This is a genomic window from Bacillus sp. SH5-2, from assembly GCF_008368905.1.
GTDB classification, from domain to species: Bacteria; Bacillota; Bacilli; order Bacillales; family Bacillaceae_G; genus Bacillus_A; species Bacillus_A luti.
On sequence record NZ_QOSD01000009.1, the window covers coordinates 45,518 to 68,672 of the forward strand.

Below are 23,155 nucleotides of genomic sequence, written 5' to 3' on the forward strand. Positions count from 1 at the left end.
ATTAAATATATTGTCTGTGATGAAGAGAGTAGTCTTTTTTAGAAGGAAAGCGAGCTAGGGATGGTGTGAGCCTAGTGCGGAAGAAAAAGATGAAGCGCACTTCGGAGACGCTTCTTGAACGAATAGTAGAGTAAGCCGAGGCCCCCTGTCCTCGTTATAAACGGGAAAGTGGTTCATAATGAACAACAAGGGTGGTACCACGGGTTCAAACTCGTCTCTTTTTTAGAGACGAGTTTTTTGTGTTTTAAAAAATAAGGAGGTTATATCATGGATTATAAAACGCAGTTTGCGAAAAGTTTATCTGATATTTTTACGAATGAATTAACGCAAAACCAAATTTTAGATTTAATTGAAACACCGAAACAAGATGACTTCGGAGATGCAGCGTTCCCATGTTTTTCATTAGCGAAGCAATATAAAAAATCACCAGCTCTTATCGCGAAGGAAATTGCAGAGAAATTAAGCGATCCATTTTTTACGAAAGTAGAGGCCGTTGGTCCTTATGTAAATGTATTTTTTAATCGTGAAACTGTAAGTGATGATGTATTAAAAACGATTTTAGCAGAGAAAGAAGAGTACGGTCATAATAGCTTTGGATGTGAAAAAACGGTAGTTATCGATTATTCCTCTCCTAATATAGCGAAACCTTTTTCAATGGGGCATTTACGTTCTACAATGATTGGAAATTCATTGAAACATATCGCCGAAAAATGTGGCTATGAAGTTGTAGGGATTAATTATATAGGGGATTGGGGAACACAGTTTGGAAAGTTAATTACAGCTTATAAAAAATGGGGAAATGAAGCAGTAGTTAAAGAGGATCCAATACGTGAACTATTTAAGTTATATGTTCAATTCCATGAAGAGGTAAAAGAAGACGAAGAACTAGAAGAAGATGGACGCGCTTGGTTTAAGAAATTAGAAGAAGGTGATGAAGAAGCAGTTGAGCTTTGGAATTGGTTCCGTCACGAATCCTTAAAAGAATTTTCTCGTATTTATGAACTTCTCGGTGTTGAATTTACTAATTTTCAAGGAGAAGCTTTTTATAATAATTTAATGGAAGACTTTATTGGGATTTTAGAGGAGCATAATTTGCTTGAAGAGTCTGAAGGCGCATTAGTCGTTAATTTAGAAGAAGAAGGAATGCCACCTTGCTTAATTAGAAAATCAGATGGTGCGACGATTTACGCAACGCGTGACTTAACGGCAGCTTTATATCGTCAAAACACTTATGGATTTGATAAAGCGTTATATGTAGTTGGCCCAGAACAAAGTCTACACTTCAATCAATTTTTCACTGTATTAAAAAAGCTTGGCTATACTTGGGTTGACGGCATGGAACATGTACCGTTTGGGTTCATTTTAAAAGATGGTAAGAAAATGTCGACACGTAAAGGAAGAGTTATTTTACTCGAAGAAGTACTTGAGGAAGCAATCGAACTTGCAAAACAAAATATTGAAGAGAAAAATCCAAACTTAAAACAGAAAGAGGAAGTAGCAAAGCAAGTCGGTGTAGGGGCAGTCATCTTCCACGATTTAAAAAATGAGCGTATGCACAATATCGAATTTTCATTAGAAAACATGCTGAAATTTGAAGGTGAAACAGGCCCGTACGTACAGTACACACATGCACGTGCTTGCTCTATTTTAAGAAAAGAAAGTGTGGAATTTGAAACATGTACGTTTGCATTAAAAGATGATCATAGCTGGAGTGTCGTAAAATTACTAAACAAATTCCCGGAAGTAATTGAAGCAGCATGTAACAAAAATGAGCCATCGGTTATTTCGAAATACGTATTAGATGTGGCACAATCGTTTAATAAATATTATGGAAATGTGCGTATATTAGATGAAAATGCCGAAAAAGACAGTAGACTGGCATTAGTGTATGCTGTGACGGTTGTATTAAAAGAGGGATTACGTTTACTTGGGGTGGAGGCACCTGAGGAGATGTAAAATAAATAGGTATACGTATCATATTAGATATGTATGCCTATTTATTTTTATAGAAAATATGTAAGTAGCAGTTTTATTTTATTAAATCTAAATTTTTTTGGAATTGTTTCAGGTGTAGGAATGTCTTTATTAAATGGAGAATTGTAATGTCATATATAAAAAGGGGGCATTACAATTGGCAACATACGACTGGAACAGTAAACTAACATATTTAAAAAACACGAGAGATTTATATTATAATGACGATTATGTAAGCTTTTTAGTAAATACAGTTTGGAAGATTACTAAGCCCGTACATATCGTTGATTACGGTTGTGGATATGGTTATTTAGGATTAGTATTAATGCCATTACTCCCAGAAGGTTCAAAGTATACAGGCATTGATAGTGGAGAAACATTACTAGCTGAAGCGAGAGAGTTGTTTCGTTTACTTCCGTATGATTCAGAATTTTTTGAAGGAGATGCTACAGAAATTAAATTGAACGATAAATATGATATAGCAATCTGTCATGCCTTCTTGTTACATATGAGTTCACCAAAAACGATGCTAGAAAAAATGATACAGTCAATTAAGGATGGTGGTAAAATAATCTGTTTTGAACCACACTGGATTTCAAATATGTCTTCATACGTGTTAGATGGGGAGGAGCAATCAAAAATTATTCAGCTAGGTATTTTACAAAAATTATTTGAAAGTGATACGAAGAGAAACGGTAAAGATGGCAATATCGGCATGAAAATACCGATGTATTTAAGTGAATTAGGCGTGAAAAATATTGAGTGTCGAGTGAGCGATAAGGTGAATTTTTTAGACTCTAATATACATCACAAAGATAAAAACGATTTGTATCATTCTTTAAAAGAAGAGGGAATAGCGGGCAATCCAGGAGATAAACAGCAATTTATAGAACGTCTAATGGCCAGGGAATTAACATATGATGATGCGCTAGCTCAATATGAAGCTGAACTACGATTTTTTAAAGCATTTCATATACATTCTTCTTTAGTATATGCTCCGAATATGAAAATTACATTTGGTGAAATAGAATGTTGAAAGATAGCAATTTATTAAGGATTGCTACCTTCAATATATGGAACCATGATAGTCTTTGGTTGGAGAGATTAGAAGCTATTTGTGAGGAGATTCGAACTATTTCTCCACATATTCTTGCTCTACAGGAGGTTAGAAGTTGTGTTAATTTGAATTCAAAGAAAAATGTTGCACAGTATATAGCGGATCAAATAGGGTATCCGTTTTGTATATTTAAGGAGTACCCTGATTCTCCAGATGAAGGCTTAGCCTTTTTAAGTAAAATACCTATTATAGCTGAAGAAGCAATTTGGGAAACTGATATAGAGGAATCAAATTATTGTGCTATTCGAATCACGTTTACATATAAAGGTTGCAAGTTCGGAGTTACGAATGTTCATTTAAATTGGAAATCTAGTAGGATAAGACAAGAACAAATGAACACTGTGAATAATTGGATTGAAAACAGAGCCAGTGATTATGAATTATTATGTGGCGATTTTAATGATGATCCATTTTCAATGGTGCATCAATACTTAATTCGGAAGCATTGGATAGATGTAGCTCAGTTTAAAGAAATCGAAGAGAACATGATAGCTCAACCAACTTTAGATTATAGAAAGAATCCGAATTTAAAAGACGATGTAAAGCAAGAAAAAAGATATGATTGGATTATGATACAAGAAAATGCCGCATTTGAATTTCCTACGATTGAAAACGTATCTATATTTGGGGATTCGGCACTAACTTCAACTGGTGTGTTTCCTAGTGATCATTACGGTGTTTTTGTAGATTTGAAATTTAATGAGTGAGAAAAATGTCATTTTTTGTCGATAAGTCGATATTCACCGTATAATCGCTGATATATCTTGAAAATCGCCGATATATTTTAAGAATCGCTGATATATTTGAATTATCGCCGATATAATTTTATATACAGCGTTCACCTTTTGAAAGATAAGAACCACATGTTACGTTATTTCATAAAATCAAACAAAATACAGAGAAAAACAAACATTTTTACTATATTCTGTTATGAATTAGAATAATATTAAATAATACCATTCATTATAAGAGATTATAGTTGAATACCTACAATATGATGTGTAAAATCTAAGCAAGTAGCAGTATAAATATAAATTCGAGGTGAATGCATGCTAGATTTTAAGCAGTTAGAAACTTGTTTAAAAGACAAGAGATTTGTAGATGGATTACAGGAAATAAATAAAGAAATTTCATATATAAAAGAAACGAATACTTTATCTTATGTGAAAAAGTGGCTTGCTAATATTTCTTCACATGAGGAGTTTGATATATTAATTCGCCTTACTGATGAAGGGCTTATGCACCAATACAGTTCATTCCTCATTCGCTACGCTTATAAAAAATTCCCAAATATGAGAACGCTCTCTTTATATTGTGATGAGTTAATTGATGAGCGGAAAATTCTTGAAGCAGAACAGTTGTTAAAAGACTCTTTAGAAGAGAGCAATAAAGAAGAAATAGATGCCGATTTTTTAGCGAAAACATATTTTACTTTAGTAAGATGTCTGTTAGAAATGAAACGAAATGAAGAAGCGCTAATCTATATGCAAAAAGCAGAGGAGTACAGTACACGTGCTGTATTTGATAAATGGGGCTACGTCTATATGCATACAGGTGAATGGGAGAAAGCGGAAGAACAATTTATAGCCGGCATGCAGCATAAAGATTGTGAAGAATTATCTACCTATTTATTATCACAGTTATATGCGAATAAAGGAGAACAAAAACGTGCATTACAGCTAATTGATGATGCGATTGTAAAGTTCCCGCAAGTACCATATTTTCATTTTGAAAGGGTAAAATATTTATTAGATTTAGGGAAGTATGAAGAGATGTTATCGGTAATAGATAACATAAATAATCAGCTTCCTTATCATGCGTATGAAGCTTACTTTATACATTTACGCGCCGAGGCGCTGTACAAAATGAATAAACTTGTAGATTTACAACAGTTATTAAAAGAAGAAAAAAGCTTAAAAGGTTCTTTATATCATAATTTAGCAAAAAATCCAGATGGAAAAAAGGTTCACCTGCCGATAGTACCTATTGTACAAAAGGATAATTATTGTGTTCCCACAAGTTTAGAAATGATGTTGCAAATTTGGGGAGAGAAACGTACACAAGATGAAATTGCAGAGTTTATTTTTGATATGACAGGTTCGAAGTTTTCGGATACTGTTTCGTATTTAGAAGGATTAGGTTATGAATATCGTTATTTTAAAGGGAATGAGGAAAATTATAAGAGACTACTTGACCGAGGAATTCCCGTTTTATTAAGTATAGATATTGAGCATGCTTCGCATGTGCAAGTACTATCTGGATACGATGATACGTTACAAGCTTTTTATGTTCAAGATCCAAACTTTATAGAACCAGTTTTTGTGGAATATAGTAAATTGCAAGAGAAATATCGCTATACAGGTTGTTTGGCAATCACGTTTGTTCCGAAAAAACAGAAGGAACAATTGGCATTTTTAAGTGAAGAAGAAAATCAGTATTTTAAATCCATTTTTTCTCTTACGGATCATTTAGATGAACACGATAAAGAGGGAATCAGTCATTTAGTACACTTCTTAAAAGAGACGAGTGATAATCCGAATACGTGGTTATATACGATTAAACACTTAGATGTTGAAGTAGATAAAGAGTTTATTCTTAATTGTATAGAAAAGTTAACGGAAAAGTTTCCGAACTCGGATTTTGTTAAATTACATGGTGCACAGTGCTTTATTCGTCTTCAAGAAATGGAGAAAGCTGGGCAAATGCTGACAAGTGTTGAGAAGAAAAATAATCGTGCTTTATATCATTTGATAAATGGAAGATATGCATTTGAACAGGAAAATTATATAGAAGCAATTTCAAGTTTTCGTTCGTCGTTACAATTGGATGCAGATCAGCCGATTGCTTGGAGTTTTCTCGCTTTATCCTATATGTATATCGATCAATGTGAAAATGCGTTGCAGTTTTCTCAAGTTGCTTTAGAGCGTAGTCCTGAAAGATTCACGTTAACGAATCACGGTTTAATATTAATCGATTTAGAAAGATATGAAGAAGCGTATGAAATCTTTAATGATTTGTTAAAAGAGTATAAAAATGAGGCGCATGTATGGTATGAGCGAGCGAGATGTGCACATCAATTAGGGAAATTACATTTAGCGATAAAAGGGCTTAAAGTAGCGATTCAGTTGGATAGCAATGCACCTTACATTTATACGAAACTTTCGGAAATATACGAATCAGATTTGAAGGATGAAGAAAGTACGAAGGAAATATTACTAGAAGGCATTGAGAATTGTGATGATAAAGCACCTCTTTACGTAAGGTTAGGTGACTATCATTTTCAGAATGATAGTTTGGAAGAAGCAGAAGTACTATATAAGCGTGCTTTAGAAGAAAATGATGAAGATGTTTATTCTCATTTCGGACTTACTCAAGTGTATATGGCAAAAGAGCAATATAAAGAAGCGAAACAATATATTCTCGGTATCGAAAAACAGATTGAAAAGAGTCAAGATTTCCTTATGAATGCTGGGATGGTTTTATGGGATGCGGAAATCGAACTGGGCGGGAATGAAGAAGAACTAAAAGTAGCATTGGCTAAATTAGAGAGTGGTATAAAGCAGGGAGATTATAGTGTAGCAAGTGCATTAGATGAATATGTAAATCGAATTAAAGGAACTGTGTTTGTGCAACGAGGTATAGCGTTTTTAAGAACGTTAAAAAAAGAAAGAAATGAAGTAAGTGAATACGGTTGTTATATAGGTATTTTATATGAATCTATTGGACAGTATGGCCAAGCAATGAAAAGATATAATAAGGCAATAGAACAAAAGAAAACGGCATTACCTTATTACCGAATTGGCGAAACACTTATGGCATTAGGGCAATTGACGGAAGCAAAGCAAGCGTATGAAACATGTTTAGAGCTTGATGGAAATTTCGTAGGTATACATTTACAACTTGCAGAAATATATGAAAAAGAAGAAAACAATTCAAAGGAACAAAGTCATATGGTTCAGGCGATGAAAGAGGAACCATTGCATATAAATATGGAATACTTGGCGCAGCTTTCAGTAAAAGTAGAATTACAAGAAGAGTTGCTAGCGGAATTAGAACGGTTAGCTGGAGAAGTACCTGAAATATGGCGATTAGATGCAATCGCATATGTGTATGGAGCAATGAATGAAATCGATAAGGAAAAAGAACAAATTGAGCAAGCGATACAATTAGATGGTGAACATACGGAAGTTCTATATCATTATGCGAATGTATTGGTGAAAAAAAGAGATGAAAAAGCAATGGAAGTTGCAATGAAAGTCATGCAACAAGATATAGGTAATGAACGTATTTTTGATGTTTATGTAAGAGCGGTAGAACAACAGAAGAAATTGTCTAACATACGTGATTTCTTGCATATATTGAAAGTGAAAAAAGCAGAAAGAAGTGCGGCATTTATGTATGCAGCAGCTGCGGTTACTGAAATGTGGATTGAACGCCAGCAAAATGAACAACCGAAAAAGTCTATATTTACGAGAACGTTTTATCGTATGAAAAACCGTGCGAAAGAAATTTCAATGATAACAACAATCATTGATTTATATGAAATTTCGTTAAAGTTAAATCCGAAAAATAGTATGGCAGCTCAGCGATTTGCACTATTTTACGAGAATGCAGCGATGAATAAAGAAGCGATAGAAGTTTTGGAAACGTCGTTAGAAAATAAATGGGATTATGATGTAGCGAAACAACTAGTAAATCTTTTCATCGAGTGTGAGGAACAAGATAGATTACAAGATGCTTTGGAACTAACGAAGCAAATGGTTCGAGAGTTACCAGATGATTATGATACTCTTTTTTTACAAGCACAAGTTTTCTTTGAAGCCGGAGAAGAAAGAAAAGCAGAAAAGATATACTTACAATTAACGGAGAAAACACCGTTTGTAAATAGAGGATTCCTTGCTTTAGGGGAAATGTACGAAAGTCAGGAGAGATTTGAAGAGGCAATTCACTTATTAGAAGGCGCTTCTATACATCATCCAAATGATACGGCAATTCTTCTTTCTTTAGCATCTTCATATCATGGGGCTGGACAAACGATAAAGGCAGAAAAAATAACGAGCGAAGTATTAACAATAGATGCAAGTGATTTATTAGCAAGGTACGATCATGCATGTTATTTAGCACAGTTAAACAGAACTGAAGAGGCGAAGGAAGAGCTTGAACTCGTCCTTCGTGAGGATGAATCGGGATTCTTTGCGGAGCTTATTGAAGAAAATGAAGACTTGGCTGGAATACAAGAATTTGAGAAATAGCTGTATAGGAATAGCGAAAAAAGGGTATAATTAAATATATATTTCGAATTGGTTGACAATTTGTTACCAAATGGCATAAAATAGCTTTTAACAAAGTATACAAATCTGAAGACGAGAAAGAGTAAAATAGTGTACTGTTCCCCAGAGAGCCGGTATGTTGCTGAAAGCCGGTGTGCAGACGTTATTTGAAAATCATCTCCGAGGAGCCGAGGCTGAAAATAAGTAAGCCCGGACGGATGTCTACCGTTACAAAGAACACGTATGATAGTACGTTGCTAAGTGCTATTAGTGAAGAGCTAATAGAATTAGGGTGGTATCGCGGGTAAACCCGTCCCTACTTTATAGGGACGGGTTTTTTGTGTGCTTTAAAACATTCAAAAGGAGTGATTGTAGATGAAGAAAGTAGATGTAAAAGAGTCAGCTGTAGGGAGAGAAACACGTATTCGTAAACAGTGGAACGAGCAAAGCATTTTCGAGCAATCAATTCAAAATCGAGAAGACGCACAATCTTTTGTGTTTTATGAAGGACCACCAACGGCGAACGGACTACCACATGTAGGTCATGCACTTGGACGAACAATTAAAGATGTAGTAGCAAGATATAAAACGATGGCTGGTTATAAAGTATTAAGAAAAGCGGGATGGGATACACACGGCTTACCTGTAGAATTAGGTGTTGAGAAGCAACTCGGTATTTCTGGTAAACATGAAATCGAAGAATATGGCATTGAGCCATTTATTAAGAAGTGTAAAGAGAGTGTATTCACATATGAGAAGCAGTGGCGTGAATTCACTGAAAGCATCGGTTATTGGGTAGATATGGATGATCCATATGTTACGTTAGAGAATCCATATATCGAAAGTGTATGGCATGTTTTAGGGACGATTCATGAAAAAGGATTATTGTATAAAGGGCATAGAGTTTCACCGTATTGCCCAAGTTGTCAAACTTCACTAAGTTCACATGAGGTTGCCCAAGGGTATAAAACAGTAAAAGATTTAAGTGCAACAGTTAAATTTAAAGTGAAAGATAGTGAAAATGAATATTTCCTAGGTTGGACGACAACACCTTGGACACTTCCAGCAAATGTTGCACTCGCTGTACATCCAAATATGGAATACGTTAAAGCGAAACAAGAAGGTCATGTATACATTGTTGCGAAAGAACGTGTACAAGATGTATTAAAAGAAAACTATGAAGTATTATCTGTTCATAAAGGAGAAGAATTAGTAAATACTTCTTATACAGCACCGTTTCCGATGAAAGAAGTTACAAATGGTTATCGCGTCATCGCAGCAGATTTTGTAACGGCAGATAGTGGTACAGGACTCGTTCATATAGCTCCAGCATATGGGGAAGACGATTATAGAGTCGTTCAAAGTGAAGGATTGTCATTCTTACATGTTGTAGATGAAAAAGGTGAGTATACAGAAGCTGTACCATTCTTGAAAGGTAAATTTGTAAAAGATTGTGACGTATATATCGTTCGTTATTTAGCGAAGGAAGGGTTACTATATCATAAAGAAAAGTATGAACATAGCTATCCACATTGCTGGCGTTGTGATTCACCATTACTGTATTATGCAGGAGAAAGTTGGTTAATTCGAACAACTGCAATTAAAGATACATTTTTAAAAAATAACGATTCTGTTACTTGGTATCCGGATCATATGAAACATGGACGCTTTGGTAAGTTTTTAGAAAATATGGTGGACTGGAATATTAGCCGAAATAGATATTGGGGAACACCATTAAACGTATGGGAATGTGAAAGTTGCGATCATCAATTCGCACCGAAAAGCATTGCTGATTTAAGAGAGCATAGTACGAAAGAGGCACCTGAAGATTTAGAATTGCATAAGCCATATGTAGATGAAGTGCAAGTTTGCTGTGAAAAATGCGGAGGGACAATGAATCGTACACCTGAAGTAATTGATGTTTGGTTTGATAGTGGTTCCATGCCATTTGCACAATATCATTATCCATTTGAAAATAAAGAGTTATTTGAAGAACAGTTTCCGGCAGATGTTATTGCAGAAGGCATCGATCAAACACGCGGCTGGTTTTATAGTTTATTAGCAGTATCAGCACTATATACAGGAAAAGTACCGTATAAACGAGTGTTATCATTAGGGCATGTTCTAGATGAAGAAGGACAGAAAATGTCTAAAAGTAAAGGAAATGCACTAGATCCAGTTGATTTAGTAAATAAGTTTGGTGCAGATGCTTTAAGATGGGCTTTACTTGTTGATAGTGCTCCGTGGAATGCGAAGCGTTTTTCTGAAAGAACAGTACTAGAAGCCAAATCTAAATTTGTAGATACACTAGTCAATGTGTATAGTTTCTACGTTTTATATGCAAATTTAGATGATTATAATCCGAATGAAACGTATGATGTAAAACGGACGAAATTGGATGAGTGGGTATTATCAAGATTGCATAGTACAACGAAAAAGGTGAGAACAGCACTTGATGATTATCAATTTACGAATGCAGCTCGTGAAATTGCGGCGCTTGTAGATGAAGTAAGTAACTGGTACGTAAGACGTTCACGCAATCGATTCTGGGAATCTGGTATGAATGCTGAGAAAGCAGCTGCGTATGACACACTTCATGAAGTGCTTGTGACAATTAGTAAATTAATTGCACCATTTACACCGTTTGTTGCTGAAGATATTCATTTAAATTTAACTGGAAGTAGTGTGCATTTAGAAGATTATCCAGTTGTAAATGAATCACTACTTCAGCTGAAATTAGAAGCAGAAATGGATGCAGTTTTACAAGTTGTTGAACTTGGAAGAAGTAATCGTAATCAGCATTCTTTAAAAGTAAAACAGCCATTAGCGGAACTTGTATTACTTGAGCATAGAGAGAATGATATGGATTGGGAATCTTATCGTGATATCGTCATGGATGAGCTAAATGTGAAAGCATTCCATGTTGAACTCGATGAAACGAAATACACGTCCTATCAATTAAAGCTGAATTTTAAAACGGCTGGGCCGAAGTTCGGTAAAAATGTGAATGCAGTAAATGGTTGGTTAAAACAATTGTCACAAGAAGAAGTACAGAATTTCGTTTCAACTGAAAAAGCGATATACCAAGCTACGTCAGGAGAAGAAGTAGTTGTAACAGCGGAAGATGTATTGGTTGAGAAAGTTGCAAAATCAGGCTTCTCCAATACGACTAACGGACAATATACAGTTATGTTAGATACGAATGTAACGGAAGAGTTGCTACAAGAAGGAGTAGCACGTGAGTTTATTCGCGCCGTTCAAGAATATCGTAAGCAGCTGAATTTACCAGTTAATTTACGAGTAGATGTTATTCTTGATACAGAGGAAGAACTACAGCAAACGTTAACGAATCATAAAGAGTTGTTGGAAGAAAACTTACTCGTTAAGCAATTTACATTTGATCGCTTAACGAATGAAGACGATGAACTATCTTTAGGTGAGACAAAATTCCGCATTAAATTAAGTTCAGCTAATTAAAGAAAAGGAAGTTGGAATGATTCCAACTTCCTTTTTTGTATGGAGGGGAAAGAAATATATTTCTAAAGTATTGTTTTCACTTTACACATAAATATTGAGAAAATTTCACTCACTCTAAATGGAAAGGTAATAGAATCGTTCTTAGAGAATTACTCGTAGATTCAATTTTTATCCCCCCATTTTGTGGGGAATGATTGCCTAGTGGTAATGGGATAAGGTTGAGCTACTTTATTAGGGAGAGTGGTTCTATGTTTAATAAAAAAATGGTGGCAATGGCAATGACTGTGCCGTTAGTAATGGGGACGATTTCTACGGTTTCGGCATTGGAAAAACAACAGCAAGTAAAGCTAGAAGCGTATTCACCACAGAAGAAAGCAACTGAATATTTAAAAGAAAATGCTGCGCAGTATGGATTAAAAACAGACCTTTCAGACTTGCAATATATTTCTACAACAGAAACGTCAGTAGCTTCATATGTTAGATTCCAACAAGTTGTGAATGGTGCGCCTGTATTTTCAAAACAAATTACAGTTACTCTTAACGGAGAGGGAAAGGGAGTACTTGCTGTTTCTGATTATCAATCCGTTAAAGGTGTGAAGGAAGTAACGACAAAAATTAGTGAAAAAGATGCAATTCAAAAATCAATGGCGTATGTTGGAGAAGCAAGTGAACAAAACTTATGGGCTCCTACAGAGAAAGAATTCGGATATATTGTTGAAGAGGGAGTTGCTCGTCCAGTATACAAAGTTGTAGTCCATTCTAATAATCCATTTGGTGCATGGGAAACTTTTATTGATGCAGAAAATGGAAAGTTAATTAAAAAGGTTGATATAAACCGAAAAGCTGAAGGATCAGGAAAAGTATTTTTACCTAATCCAGTCGTATCTAGCGGTAGTAAAGTAGGTTTAAAAGATAATAATGATGCCGATTCAACAGCGTTAACGAACCAATTAAAGACTGTTACATTAAAAGGTTTAGATGGGACAGGATTTTTAATTGGAGAGTATGTAACGATTTCTTCAAAAGCAAAAACGAAATCTACAAACTTACAATTTAACTATACACGCGCAAATGATAGCTTTGAAGATGTGATGTCGTATTATCATATTGATACATTGCAACGCTACATTCAAAGTTTAGGGTTTCAAAACATTAACAATCGTTCCATTAAAGTGAATGTGAATGGAACGACAGCTGACAACTCATTTTATTCTCCGACAACGAAAGCTTTAACCTTTGGTACTGGCGGAGTAGATGATGCAGAAGATGCGGGGATTATCGCACATGAATATGGACATTCGATTCAAGATAATCAAGTTCCTGGCTTCGGTAGTTCTGCAGAAGGCGGAGCGATGGGAGAAGGATTTGGTGACTTCTTAGGTGCTACGTATGAAGATGCTGTATCGACAACAGGTTACGGGAAAGCATGTGTTGGAGAATGGGATGCGACTGCTTATTCTAGTTCAGATCCAACGTGCTTACGCCGATTAGATAATAATAAAGTGTATCCGAAAGATATTACGAATGAAGTACATGATGATGGAGAAATTTGGGCTCAAGGGCAATATGAGATGGCGCAAGCATTTGGTCGTGATGTAGCAACAAAAATTATTTTACAATCGCACTGGTCATTAACACCAAATTCTAAATTCAGTGATGGAGCAAAAGCGATCAAGCAAGCGGATGCTCTTTTATATGGCGGACAACATGCCGCTGATATCGATCGTATTTGGGCAGCGAGAGGAATTAGTACGAATTAATATAAAAAGTCGTGGCATTTATAAGCCACGACTTTTTAATTTGCTTAAGAACTGGTACTAGTAAATTAAGCTATGTGAATGATAGTGTGAATTTATCCGCATTCCATTTATTTTTTTTCGTCTTTAAAAACAAAATGCTCTTTAAATTTTCTAGACTCAATTTTTTGACCGTTTCTCATTGAGCGGAAAGGGTGTTCTTGCCAAGTAATGATTACATCAACCTCATCTGCTTTTGTAGAAACAGGGAAGTTGGCATGTTTAAATCCGGTTTTCCCGCTTGCGAGACGACTTTCTTTTCGTGAAAAGAGTTCGTATTTTGTTTTCATATTTGGTTCATTGCGAAAGACTTCAACTTGTACGTTATATACTTCGTTTTCGCCAACATTTTTTACTGAAAATTGATAGGTTAGAAATTCATCTTTTTTAGCTTGAAGCATCTTTTTGCTTATTTTTTTCGCTTCATCAATATTCACTTGCCATTGATCAGAGTGTTGGGAGATTGGTAAAGATTTTGGTGAATAGGCGTACGTTTCATTCACTACAATTAAGCATAACAACAGGAGAAAGAAACTAATTGCTTTTCTCATATGTATACCTCCGTTACAATTTTGATATTAATATGTGTGGTAAATATGGAATTTATGTAATAAAATGGTAATTATTATTGAAAAGGCTAATGCAAATCTAAATGGATAAATAATAATACAACGTAAAAAATAATTACTAAATAACTATAGAGGAAGAGAATTTAATAAAAAGGCTTGCATTTTATAAAATAAAGAGTTAGAATACTCTGTAAATATAAAAAGTGATGATCAGGAAAAGTATATGATGCAAAGGTCTACAGAGAGCAGCCGATTGCTGGAAAGGTTGCGATACCGCATGATGGAAAGACACCTGTGAGTGTTGCTTTGAACGTGATAATTAGTAAAAGCAAACGGTACCTACCGTTATCAGGACTAAGATGGTCAGTAAGACAATTTGGGTGGTACCGCGGAAAAATCCGTCCCTATTTATAGGGGCGGATTTTTGTATTCTTTGAAAGGAGGTGAGTGACCGTGGATGATGGCGACGACAACGACAACAATAACGTAAATAAAAATACTGGAGGGAAATGTAATGGGTCAAATAATGAAGCGTTCACTCACACGAGAATGTACGGAGTATAGCGGGAAGGTTGTATTACTACAAGGATGGGTAAAAAAGATTCGTCATTTAGGAAATGTTAGTTTTTTATTATTAAGGGACCGAACGGGAGTTATCCAATGTGTATTAGAAAACGAGTTAGCAGGATACAAACTTGAGATGGAAAGTGTTGTCCAAGTAACAGGTGAAATAGTTGAGACATCGAAAACAGAAGTAGGTGTTGAGGTACTTGCTCATGAAGTGAAAGTATTAAATGGTGCAGAACCACTTCCATTTGAAATAAATAAAAAGAAGTTACAAGTTGGCTTAGATCAACTGTTGAATGAGCGAGTATTATCTTTAAGACATGAGCGGACCGCGGCGATTTTTAAAGTGAAAGCTACACTCGCTCAAAGCTTTAGTGAATATTTAACGGAGAACGATTTCACACGTATATTTACGCCGAAAATTGTCTCGCAAGGAGCAGAAGGAGGAGCGAATGTTTTTAAGCTTCCGTATTTCCAAAAAGAAGCGTATTTAGCTCAATCACCACAGTTCTATAAACAAATGATGGTAGCTGGTGGACTCGAACGTGTTTTTGAAATTGCTCCAGTGTACCGAGCTGAACATCATAACTCTTCACGGCATTTAAATGAATATATATCGTTAGACTTGGAGATTGGCTTTATAAATGATTTTCATGAAGTGATGCAATTGGAAACGGATGTTTTACGACATATGTTTCAACAAGTAGTAAAAAACTGTGAAAAAGAACTAAAACTATTACAAATAGAAGTACCTGTCATTACAGAAATACCGGAAATCACATTGTTAGAAGCACAAGAAATCTTGAAAAGTAAGTATCGTAAAGAATCTCCTGTAGGGGATTTAGATACAGAAGGTGAAAAGTTATTAGGTAAATATGTAAAAGAAACATATAATAGTGAATTTGTTTTCATTACACATTACCCGAAAGAAGCCAGACCGATGTATACGATGCCAAATAAGGAGAATGCAGCTGTAACGGATTCTTTTGACTTATTATATAAAGGATTAGAAATAACGTCAGGCGCACAGAGAATCCATGATTATAATATGTTACTCACTTCTTTTAAAGAAAAAGGATTACATTCAGAGAAATTCCAATCGTATGTAGATACATTTCGCTACGGATGTCCGCCGCATGGTGGCTTTGGAATTGGACTAGAACGAGTTGTGTATAAGCTTTTACAATTATCGAATGTGCGAGAAGCGAGTGCTTTTCCGAGAGATTGTACTCGTCTTATACCGTAAAAAAGAATCTTCGCGATTATCGCGAAGATTCTTTTTTAATGCTCTTTTATTTTTGCAGTTGGTCTAAAAAAGGAAAAATATTGACTTTCTCTTTTTTCTTTTGCTAATACACTTATTAAAAGTGAATTATCGATATGAACCATTTCATCTTTTAATGCATGTTGCAATCCAGATAACATCATGTACACAGCTAAAATAACGATAGTGAAAAATAAAACGGGGCCGAACGCTACCCAAGGTAAAACATTTAAAAACTGGTGATTATGACCAAGTAAAACAAGTGTACCCGCAATGTTAAATGAAATGGATTGAAACAGTGCTAAATGCAATAATAATACTAAAGTTTGCAGCATTTGTTGATTTATCCAAATGAAAATTTTTGGTGTAAGGAAGGGTTTAAGATGTAACTTACAAATATGAAAAAAACCACCACCTAATGTTTTAGAACTTGTCACAAATTCATTTTGTAGTAATAAACGAATTTCATTGCTGAAAAGTTGTAATAAATTAGGTACACTAATAAAAATTAAAACCGAAATCGTATAAGTAAGCCAAAGGTGTTCATCTTCTGGAGATACGAACATTACAGGTGATAGTAAAAATATCGCTAATAAGGTGCTAGGGACGTATTGGAATGTTTCAAATAGAACATCTAAAAAGCGTACGTATCGATAAAAGTATGCATGAAGAACACCAAATATAAGTGAAAAGGTTATACGGAAAAAGCTAATAATTATTGCATGAAAAATGGGTGTTTTTGCATTGTAAAGAGTCCGAATTAACACATCATTCCCGTGCATATCTACCCCGAAAGGATGAGCAAAAGATGGTGGTGCTGGGGCTGTACGAGTTATTTTATCTTCGATGTATTGATATTCAGGGATAGGTTTGATTTTTCCTGTGTCTACTTTCTCTTTTGTAATATAACTTGAAATAATAATGGATACTAAAATCAAGAGTCCGATTAAAAATCGTATGTTAAAAACTATCTTTTTAAGCATGTAAATCCCTTCTTCCTGGTAAAATGCGTTTTAATAGTTCAAAGGAGAGATAGAATGGAATTGTTAAAATTAATATGCTTACAGTAATAATTTCCGGTGTTTGGTGCGTAATTAAAAATTTAAATAAGCCGTATGAATTAAATAAATACTCCAGTACGATCATATTGGAAATCATAAATAAAAAAATAGATTTTGCATTATAAAAGATGGAGAGTAAGGCGTTAATGAGTACGTGTTTATATAAAATGTAAAATGGCTTTAATCCTTTTGCGACCGCAACGTTTACGTAATCCTTTTGTAGTTCATCTTTATAGTTTAGTAGGCTGATTTTGTATAAGAAAATAATTGGTAATATACTTAACGTTACTATCGGTAACAAATATGTTTTTTCTTGCATAGTAGAAAAGGGAACGGTAACGAGTAAATTTGTATTTTTATAAATCCAAATGACAAATAACTGTACGCTAACGACAAAAAATAAGTCAGGCAATGATTCTAGTACGTGTAAAGTTTTAAGAATAAGAGATTGAATACGTCTAGGGAAGTAAAATGTCAGTATAGTAAAAGTAGTAGAAAGAAGCACGGCGATAAGGAAGGCACAAATCATAATCGTTAATGTATGCGTATATGATTCTAGTAAGTATGGAAACAAGTCGCGGTCGGGCGATAGAGTGCCAGCATTGTTAATTCTATAAGTAATACTTGTAGGGTGAAACAAAGAAGAAATAACATTTGATATCGAATCTAAATAGTTACTAAAATTAAATTGTAAAGTTGGTGTAGGCGGAATAGCTAGCGATTTTGCTGAATTTGGAGGTGCACCGAAAAACAATTGTGGTAAGGAACAAATCGCAATAATACCAAGAATGATGAAAAATGAGCGGATAACAAAAAAACAACCATTCTTTAATAGTGACATAACGTTTTAATCTCCTTTTGTAAATGTCTGATTTGGAAGGCTAATAAACAGTAGGGGATGGACAAAACACCCGCTGGAATAAAGTTACACTTTTATGTAAATATTTTCTATAAATTTATAGAAAAATCCTTTTCGACAAAAAAATTAATCTATGCCTTGACAGTTATACATATAACCGATATACTTCATATTAATTTCAAAAGAAAATATATTCTAAATATTAAAATGTGTTGAATAGGAGTAGTAAGGTCATGTATTTGTACAGAGAGCTATGGGCTGGTGCGACATAGTCAAATGACGTCCTGAACTCGCCTAGGAGCAGTAAGGTGGAACGGAATTACATTCTTAGTAAATCTTAACGGTTAACCTTCGATATTAGGTTTGTAATCAAACGATTACTACTAAGGTGGATTCATAATGGAATCAATAAGGGTGGTACCGCGTTAAGTAAATGGCTTAGCGTCTCTTTATATAGAGACGCTAAGCCATTTTTTTATTTTATAGAAATAGAAATGGAGGGTTTATTCGGATAAGTTCATAAAATTTAATTATTTATATAAAAAGATTTAAAAAGGAGGAAAACAAGATGAAACAGACGGAGCAATGGACTTCGAAATTAGGATTTATAATGGCGGCAGCAGGATCAGCAATTGGACTAGGTGCAATATGGAAGTTTCCTTATATCGCTGGGAAGAGCGGTGGAGGAGCATTCTTTTTAATCTTTATATTATTTACTGTATTAATTGGACTACCATTACTAATAGCTGAATTTATGATTGGACGCAGTACACAGAAACAAGCAGTTGGAGCATTTAAAAGTATCGCGCCAAATACAGGATGGCATTGGATTGGACGTCTTGGGGTTGGAACATGTTTTATATTACTTTCATTTTATAGTGTTGTAGGTGGATGGGTATTAATTTATTTATTCAGGGGAGTAACAGGACAGCTTATTACTCCAGGACAAAACTATAGTACATTATTCACTGAAACAATTGGGAATCCCGCTTGGGCCATTATCGGTCATTTCGCCTTTATGTTCATTACGATTTGGGTTGTATCAAAAGGTGTACAAAACGGAATTGAAAAAGCGAGTAAATATATGTTGCCAGCATTGTTTGTTTTATTTGTCGCTCTTATTGTTCGCTCACTAACACTTGATAATGCAATGGAAGGTGTGAAGTTTTTCTTACAACCAGATTTTTCAAAGATTACTTCAGAAAGTATTTTGTTCGCAATGGGCCAATCATTTTTTGCGATTAGTATAGGGATTTCAATTATGGTTACGTATAGTTCCTATTTAAATAAAAAAGAAAGTTTACCAAAATCAGCAGTTACAATTGTTGGATTGAATTTATTTGTTTCTTTATTTGCGGGTCTTGCTATTTTTCCGGCCGTATTTTCATTAGGCATGGAGCCGACAGAAGGGCCTGGACTACTATTTATCGTACTACCATCTGTATTTAGTCAAATTCCATTCGGTGGGTTTTTCTTAACAGTATTTCTTGCATTATTTACATTTGCGACATTAACATCGGCATTTTCCCTATTAGAGACAGTTGTTTCAGCATTAGCAAATGGTGAACAAGAAAGAAGAACAAAATTATCATGGATGATCGGTTTCTGCATTTTCATAGTAGGTATACCATCTGCGTTATCATTTGGAGTATGGGGTGATATTACGATTTTTGGAAAGAATATTTTTGATGCAGTAGACTTCTTATCTAGTAATATATTAATGCCACTTGGAGCACTATTTATTAGTATTTTCGTTTCATTCAAAATGGAAAAGAAGGTGCTAGAAGCAGAGTTTTTTGTAGGTGGAAATTACGGAAAGAAAGTATTTACTTGTTGGGCATTTTTACTTCGATTTGTAGCACCACTTGCAATAATCATCGTCTTTTTAAATGTAGTAGGGATTATTTAAGTTTAAATGTTATAATATTCAGTAAAAAATAAGGTGATGATTTTTATGGCGAATTTGATAGAAACAGGGAAATACATGAATATTAGAGGGAAAAAGCTATATGTTGAAACGCATGGAGATCCTAAAAATAAACCAGTCCTATACTTGCATGGTGGACCAGGAGAAAGTTGCTATGATTTTTCATTTCATCAAGCGGAACGTTTAAAAGATTATTTATATGTAATTATGATAGATCAAAGAGGTGTTTGCCGCTCAGAAGAAATTACTGAAGACGAAACTTTTGGATTAAAAGATTTGATTGAAGACTGTGAGGAATTAAAAAAAGTATTACAAATTGAGAAGTGGTCTATAGTTGGACACTCTTTCGGTGGATATTTAGCATTGTTATATGCGTCGATATATCCAAATTCAATAGAGAAAATCATATTTGAAGGGCCAACTTTCGATTTTGCATTAACAAGTAGAGCATTACTACAAAAGACAGGAATTTTATTAAAAAAGTATGGAAAAGAATTAGCGGCAGCAGAATGCTTTGCTTATTCATCTAGTAATGCAAATGCTAGTTCAGAAGAGTTGCTCGAAGCTTATATAAGTTTAAGCGCTAAATTAGAAGAAAAAAGAATGGAGATTTACAATTATAAAGAAGATGAAACTGATGATAGTTTATATAGTGACGAAGAGTGGGATGCATTTTCAAATCGTTCCAACATCCATTTTGATAGATTAAAGTCAGAAGGAGCATGTTTTACGTCATTATTAACTAAAATAAAAGATGTACAGAGTCCAATGTTATTAATAGTAGGAAAACATGATGTAGTAACGTGTGAAAAACAAATTGACACATTTAATAAAGATGCTCGAAACGGTACGTATATTATGTTTGAAGAGAGTGGTCATACACCTCATTATGAGGAAGCAAATCGATTCGCAGAAACAGTCATTCATTTTTTGAAATGAAGAAAAGGGTGCTTCTACAAATAAGAAGCACCCTTTCTAAATTTCTGGATAAGTGATAGTTATGTTAGGCCATTTGCTTTGCCAATTCTTTTTAGTAACTCTTTTATTGTACATATGTATCCGTACTTTCGTTTCAAGGAAGTAAGCTGTAGGCTTCACTTGTAATGAAAGTACATCTTCTATTCCACATGGAGACGTTAATATGACATTATTTTGTTCGTCAAGTGTAACGCCTAAAGCGGTTGCAGTTTCAGGGAATTTAGAAATAGCATCAATGGAAGAAGAGTATGGTGGCATGTTATTCACTACATGCATACGAGCTTGATTCTTAACTGACCAAGGTATAGAAGCATCCAAATTTATCAGCTTCTTTTCTAATAATTGTTCGTATGCCTCATCTTTATGAAAAGGATCAAAATAAATGACATCCACGTCTGGTGTAGTTGTTCTTACTTCGTAGTTATGTAAAGTATCCCAAATTTTAGAACGGACAAATCCGGCGCAAATCCACCAATCAGGTAGCCCTAGTGATTTTGCGATTTGTAATACATTCATCATCCATTCATCGTTTTCTATTGAGCGAATTATATCTTGCTCTGTTTGTATCTTCATTGATATATTCACCTTTCTAGTAAATTAATGCATTAGTTCAATAATCCATAAAATCCAGTAAGCACCTGGTACAAATAGGAGCTGTGCCAATAAAGTACCGAAAAGTCTAGATATCATTAGCCAACCATACATTTTACCCATAGATTCAGCACCATTTTCTGATTGTAAAGCACGCTCTGTTAAAAGAGCAATGCGTGGATCGAGTAGCACCGTTAATAAAATGGTAGCAAAACCATTCACAAGACCGGAAGCTGTACTTGCGTTCGTAGCATAATCTGGATTTAGAAAAGAAGCATAAAGGGCTGACAGAACACCCGCTGTATAAATTGCAGTAGCAAACATGTTGATAAGCATAATACGTTTTGGGATACCACCGATCCTCATCCGATGAATCATTTCTAGCTTTGGAAAGCGTACATATTTTTTTGTGTACTTTAATTTTTGAATGTTATTTGTTTTCATCATTCGAATGAATGAACCATCTGTTTCAAAGTTTTGAATGACATACCCAAATAGCTTTGTCAAAGTCGGATAAAGTATAATTGCAAGTAATGTACCGATAGAAGCAGATAATAGTACGAGTCGTATAATATGCTCTAAATCAATAGAAGAATCTAGCTTTGCTTCATCGACAATACCACCGATTAAAAAGGCTTGTAGTAAGTTAGATGTTCTGGAAATAAGCAGTACCATTCCTACGACAGATAAAGCAACTGCAATCTTTTTTAAACGAACCCCCGCTAATCGAATACTATAAGAACTTGTTTCGACTGCGTGGATGATAATTGTGAAAGCCATTATAAAAATTAACGTAATTGACATTTGTTTCACCAATTTCTATTAAAATAATTGTAACTGTTTCACTTTATCATATCTATCGTATTTTGTAACTGAAAGTACGTGACATAGGAAAAGTAATTTATCAGAAAAATGGATAATAATAGTATAATAGGAGAGAGGTAGGTAAAAGATATTTTTCGTTTACATATACAATGAAGTGAGTGGAGGAAGGAAACATGTATAAAACATTTTTATTTGATTTAGATGGAACATTAACGGATCCGAAAGAAGGCATTGTGAATGCAGTTTTGTACGCGTTAAAAAAAGTAGGAATTGAAGAATTGCATGCAAACGAGTTAGATTCATTTATTGGTCCTCCCATTCAACAATCATTCATAGAAAGATATAATATGAGTGAAGGAGAAGTTGAACGAGCTGTTTTCTATTTTCGTGAGTATTTAAAGCAAAGTGGATTGTTTGAAAATAATGTATACGAGGGTATTCCAGATATATTGCAACAATTAAAAAAATCGGGAAATCGTTTATTTGTAGCAACATCAAAGCCTACGGTATTTGCGAAACAAGTACTAGATTATTTTCAATTAACGAATTATTTTGAAGATATCGTCGGGAGTAATTTAGATGGTACGAGAATAAAAAAAGAAGAAATCATTGCTCATATTCTACAGACAAATGATGAACTTAATAAAGAAGAAATTGTTATGATTGGAGATAGGAAGCACGATATAATTGGTGCGAATCATAATGGAATTGCTTCAATTGGAGTTTTGTATGGTTATGGAAGTAAAAAAGAGTTGACAGAAGTTGGTGTGACCCATATCGCGAATGATGTAGAAGGATTATATCATTTTTGTATAGAAAATAGCTTGATAAAGCAATAAATATAAACACTAACAGTCCCTTTATAACGTATGACGATGAA

15 protein-coding genes and 4 other annotated features are annotated in these 23,155 nt (G+C 34.5%); of the genes, 10 read left to right on the forward strand and 5 right to left on the reverse strand.

From position 1 onward, the window contains the following. Positions 1–7: 7 nt before the first annotated feature. Positions 8–222 (forward strand) — a binding site (T-box leader). Between the two features lie 45 nt (positions 223–267). The 6 genes from argS to DN410_RS07875 all read left to right on the forward strand — a co-directional run bounded on the left by argS (position 268) and on the right by DN410_RS07875 (position 13,598). After that, on the forward strand, positions 268–1,956 hold the full coding sequence (argS, locus tag DN410_RS07850; RefSeq protein ID WP_149176075.1) for an arginine--tRNA ligase: 1,689 nt from the start codon (positions 268–270) through the stop codon (positions 1,954–1,956). A gap of 133 nt (positions 1,957–2,089) precedes the next feature. Then, positions 2,090–3,010 (forward strand): class I SAM-dependent methyltransferase, encoded by a 921-nt coding sequence (locus DN410_RS07855; RefSeq protein ID WP_149176076.1) that lies wholly within the window; start codon positions 2,090–2,092, stop codon positions 3,008–3,010. Further along, positions 3,004–3,798: an endonuclease/exonuclease/phosphatase family protein gene (locus tag DN410_RS07860; protein WP_149176077.1), complete on the forward strand. Its 795-nt coding sequence runs from the start codon at positions 3,004–3,006 to the stop codon at positions 3,796–3,798. Before DN410_RS07855 ends, DN410_RS07860 begins: the two co-directional genes overlap by 7 nt. A gap of 342 nt (positions 3,799–4,140) precedes the next feature. Further along, positions 4,141–8,343 (forward strand): bacteriocin-processing peptidase family protein, encoded by a 4,203-nt coding sequence (locus tag DN410_RS07865; protein WP_149176078.1) that lies wholly within the window; start codon positions 4,141–4,143, stop codon positions 8,341–8,343. Between the two features lie 99 nt (positions 8,344–8,442). Beyond that, positions 8,443–8,682 (forward strand) — a binding site (T-box leader). Between the two features lie 54 nt (positions 8,683–8,736). Continuing rightward, the gene (ileS, locus tag DN410_RS07870) at positions 8,737–11,838 is read left to right on the forward strand and encodes an isoleucine--tRNA ligase (RefSeq protein WP_149176079.1); all 3,102 of its coding nucleotides are present in this window, start codon (positions 8,737–8,739) and stop codon (positions 11,836–11,838) included. A gap of 248 nt (positions 11,839–12,086) precedes the next feature. Next, positions 12,087–13,598, forward strand: coding sequence for a M36 family metallopeptidase (locus DN410_RS07875; protein WP_149176080.1), 1,512 nt, complete (start codon positions 12,087–12,089; stop codon positions 13,596–13,598). A gap of 107 nt (positions 13,599–13,705) precedes the next feature. Here the strand turns inward: DN410_RS07875 and DN410_RS07880 are convergent, their stop codons facing one another. Continuing rightward, a complete protein-coding gene (locus DN410_RS07880; protein ID WP_149176081.1) occupies positions 13,706–14,185 on the reverse strand; it encodes a hypothetical protein in 480 nt (159 codons plus the stop codon). 215 nt (positions 14,186–14,400) lie between these two features. Continuing rightward, positions 14,401–14,612 (forward strand) — a binding site (T-box leader). Positions 14,613–14,717: 105 nt separating this feature from the next. Between DN410_RS07880 and aspS the strand changes: the two genes are divergently transcribed. Continuing rightward, on the forward strand, positions 14,718–16,016 hold the full coding sequence (gene aspS, locus DN410_RS07885) for an aspartate--tRNA(Asn) ligase (RefSeq protein WP_149176082.1): 1,299 nt from the start codon (positions 14,718–14,720) through the stop codon (positions 16,014–16,016). 35 nt (positions 16,017–16,051) lie between these two features. Here the strand turns inward: aspS and DN410_RS07890 are convergent, their stop codons facing one another. Further along, positions 16,052–17,017: a peptide ABC transporter permease gene (locus DN410_RS07890; protein WP_149176083.1), complete on the reverse strand. Its 966-nt coding sequence runs from the start codon at positions 17,015–17,017 to the stop codon at positions 16,052–16,054. Continuing rightward, positions 17,010–17,936 carry an ABC transporter permease subunit gene (locus DN410_RS07895; RefSeq protein ID WP_149176084.1) on the reverse strand — a complete coding sequence of 309 codons (927 nt, stop codon included), beginning with the start codon at positions 17,934–17,936 and terminating at the stop codon, positions 17,010–17,012. Before DN410_RS07895 ends, DN410_RS07890 begins: the two co-directional genes overlap by 8 nt. 221 nt (positions 17,937–18,157) lie before the next feature. Continuing rightward, positions 18,158–18,406 (forward strand) — a binding site (T-box leader). Between the two features lie 116 nt (positions 18,407–18,522). On the opposite strand from DN410_RS07895, the gene DN410_RS07900 reads away from it, so the two are divergent. Both DN410_RS07900 and DN410_RS07905 read left to right on the forward strand, forming a co-directional pair. Then, the gene (locus DN410_RS07900; RefSeq protein WP_149176085.1) at positions 18,523–19,863 is read left to right on the forward strand and encodes a sodium-dependent transporter; all 1,341 of its coding nucleotides are present in this window, start codon (positions 18,523–18,525) and stop codon (positions 19,861–19,863) included. A 45-nt stretch (positions 19,864–19,908) separates the two neighbouring features. Next, entirely contained in the window at positions 19,909–20,820 is a 912-nt protein-coding gene (locus tag DN410_RS07905) for an alpha/beta fold hydrolase (RefSeq protein ID WP_149176086.1), read from the forward strand. A gap of 36 nt (positions 20,821–20,856) precedes the next feature. Here the strand turns inward: DN410_RS07905 and DN410_RS07910 are convergent, their stop codons facing one another. After that, complete coding sequence (locus tag DN410_RS07910; protein WP_149176087.1) at positions 20,857–21,432, reverse strand: nucleotidyltransferase family protein; 576 nt, start codon at positions 21,430–21,432, stop codon at positions 20,857–20,859. Positions 21,433–21,456: 24 nt separating this feature from the next. Continuing rightward, positions 21,457–22,254 (reverse strand): lipid II flippase Amj family protein, encoded by a 798-nt coding sequence (locus DN410_RS07915; RefSeq protein ID WP_149176088.1) that lies wholly within the window; start codon positions 22,252–22,254, stop codon positions 21,457–21,459. Between the two features lie 194 nt (positions 22,255–22,448). Between DN410_RS07915 and DN410_RS07920 the strand changes: the two genes are divergently transcribed. After that, positions 22,449–23,114 (forward strand): HAD family hydrolase, encoded by a 666-nt coding sequence (locus DN410_RS07920; RefSeq protein ID WP_149176089.1) that lies wholly within the window; start codon positions 22,449–22,451, stop codon positions 23,112–23,114. The last annotated feature ends 41 nt before the right edge of the window (positions 23,115–23,155 follow it).